Source organism: Streptomyces sp. S3(2020), from assembly GCF_013044505.1.
Taxonomy (GTDB): Bacteria; Actinomycetota; Actinomycetes; order Streptomycetales; family Streptomycetaceae; genus Streptomyces.
The window spans coordinates 1-2,655 of the sequence record NZ_JABERD010000449.1; the positions used below are offsets into that span (position 1 = coordinate 1).

General features: G+C 71.2%; 3 protein-coding genes. 1 reads left to right on the plus strand and 2 read right to left on the minus strand.

Annotated features, from left to right (window positions below):
- Positions 1 to 81: 81 nt before the first annotated feature.
- Positions 82 to 555: a DUF3592 domain-containing protein gene (locus HLK59_RS49370; RefSeq protein WP_171148232.1), complete on the minus strand. Its 474-nt coding sequence runs from the start codon at positions 553 to 555 to the stop codon at positions 82 to 84.
- Between the two features lie 21 nt (positions 556 to 576).
- Positions 577 to 1,593 (minus strand): SEC-C domain-containing protein, encoded by a 1,017-nt coding sequence (locus tag HLK59_RS49375; protein ID WP_171148233.1) that lies wholly within the window; start codon positions 1,591 to 1,593, stop codon positions 577 to 579.
- Positions 1,594 to 1,781: 188 nt separating this feature from the next.
- Between HLK59_RS49375 and HLK59_RS49380 the strand changes: the two genes are divergently transcribed.
- Complete coding sequence (locus HLK59_RS49380; RefSeq protein ID WP_206328517.1) at positions 1,782 to 2,618, plus strand: hypothetical protein; 837 nt, start codon at positions 1,782 to 1,784, stop codon at positions 2,616 to 2,618.
- Positions 2,619 to 2,655 lie beyond the last annotated feature (37 nt).

Genomic DNA, 2,655 nt, shown 5'->3' on the forward strand with positions numbered 1-2,655 from the left:
GGTCGCGGCGCAGTACGACGTCATCGGCTTCGACCCGCGCGGTGTGGGCAAGAGCAAGCCGGCGCTCGACTGCAAGCCCGGCTACTTCAACCCGGTCCGCCCGGACTCCGTGCCGAGCACTCCGGCCCTACGCAGGCCCCCACCCCACACCGCCAAGCCCACCCCGAACAGACACAACCCCACCCCGCTCCACAGGCTGGAGACCGGCCCGGACGTCTTTCGCGTGGCCGCGACCACCATCCGGCGGGGGTCCTCCGGGTCGTAGTGGACTGTTACCCGGAGACCGGTCTCCAGGTCGGGCACGTGGTCCGCGTTGAGTGGGGCACGGCGGTAGGTCTGATTCGAGGGGCCTGCCTGGTAGCGGACCTGGGCGGGGTGGACCACGGGGCCCTCGCGGCGGGGGCCCCGGACGACCTCGCCCTGGGTGCGGGTGCCCCGGGTGCCCAGGAGGTCGAGGCCTCGGTGGTCGTGGAGGGCTGCGCGGATGATGGCGAGGCCGGTGCCCAGCCAGAGGGCGGCGAAGAGCAAGGCGACTGTCAGGCCTGGCTGGGACATGTCCGGCTCGCCCTGGCTCGGTTATGCCTGCGTGCCGTGGCACTCCCCGTAGACCCGCCCCGACCCGCACCAGCACACCGCGCCCCGCTGCGGAGGCCAAGCCACCGCTCGGCCGCGGGCCGCGAGGGTCGTCGCGTACTGCGGGAGCAGCGCCCCGTCGCCGGGGGAGGCGCCCTCCGAGGCGGCGAAGGCCTCGTACGAGGGGACCGTGCCCGTCACGATGCCCAGGTTCGGGGTGCCGGAGGCGGCCAGTTCCTTCAGGGAGGCTTCTATCGTCGCGAGGTGCTCCTCGTGGGACGGGTAGTCCTCCGCCAGGGGCGGGTAGGCCGTGACGAGTTCCGTCAGTTCGGCCGAGGGCCAGTGCAGGACCGCCACCGGGAAGGGGCGGGACAGGGCCTCGCGGTAGGAGCCCAGTTCGGCACGGAGGCGGGAGATCTCCGCCGCCAGTTCCGCCGGGTTGTCCGAGCCGAGGGACCAGACGCGCTTGGGGTCGTGGAGTTCGTCCAGGGGGACCGGGGACGTGTGGAGGGTGTCCGCGAGCATGTCCCAGTCGTCGTGGACCGCGCCCAGCATGCGGCGGACGCGGTGGCGGCCGAAGAGGAGGGGGTGTGTGGAGTACGGGGGCTCCTGTACGTCCGCGAGGAGCAGGACGGTGCCCTCCGTAAACGTCTCCTGGGCCGCCTCCAGCTCGTCATGGGCCTCCAGGGCCTCCGCCACGATCACCCAGGGCGCCGGGTCCCGTGGTGACGCCGCCCGGACGCCCTCGATGATGGCGCGGGCCTCTGCCTCATGGCCGTACTCCCAGAGGTTCGACGCCTTGAGGGCTCGTACCAGGAAGGGGTTCTCCAGGCCGGTCTGCGATGCCAGCAGGCTGTCGTAGAGGGCGGTCGCCGCGGGGCGGTCGCCGGCCAGTTCCAGATGGGCCGCGGCCTGCAGGAGCAGGGCCTCGGCGTCCTCGGGATACAGGCCGGCGGTTCGCTCCAGGCGTGCCGCTTCGGCGGTGTGGTCGACGTTCTCGGCAGGCGTGTCGGGGCGCATGGGGGACACCGTACTGCCGATGGCCCAATGAGGAGAGATATACGCAGGCCAGGACACCCGGCGGAGCCCCGGCCCGGCTTCCCGGCCGCCGAAGTGGATGAAGATAGTGGGCAACGGCAACAGCACACCGCAATACAACGGCACACCGCAGCACAACAACACCATCAATACGGGGGCGCATGATGACAGTGACCAGGGCAGGTACGAAGAACCCGCGGTCCTCCATACGGACACGGCTCCTGGGCGTCCTGCTCGTGCTGCTCTCCGTCATCCCGGCCGTCAGCTGCTGGCTCGTGTTCTCCGCCTGGCTGCCCCACGACATCGAGCGGTATCAGGAGTACCAGGCCGCAGAGCCCTGCCCCGACCCGTCGAAGGCGGAGAACGGGGCGGACTGCCTGCTCACGGTCGACTTCACCGTCGAGCGCACGAGAAACGAGCCGGGCAAGAGAAGCGGCGGCTACACGGCGACCCTGGACGGCGCCCCCGTCTGGAGCGGAACCGTCTCCTTCGGTGACCCGGACCCCGTGCTGGAGCGGCTCGTGCCGGGCGACCGGATCACCGGCACCGTCTGGCGGGGCGACGTCATGAGCGTAGGCAAGGGGGAACTACGGCAGAACACCTCCGACGCACCCCGCGACGAGCCCCAGATGACGTACGCCATCGGCACGTTCCTGGGGCTCCTCGCGGCGCTGGGGCTCGGGTTCGGCGCGGTACGGATCGTCCGGCCCCTCGGTCACGCGCCTTTCACCTGGCGGCCGTTGGGGAAGACGCTGCTGATCGTCGTGACGGTCGCCTGTGCCGGTGTGGGGCTGCCGGCCGTGTGGATCGGTGTTCCGTCGTGGATCGTGCCCGCCGTCGTCGTACCGATCGTCGCGGTCACGGCCTGGCAGCTCCACCAGCACGTGCGCCAGACCGCGGCCGCGGCCCATGACCGCTCACCCTCATCAACGAAACCGACGAAACCGACGGAACCGACGGAACCGACGGAACCGACGGAACCGACGGAACCGACGGAACCGGCCTGATTGACCGGCCTCGCCCCGGTGCCCCGCCCCCGTGACC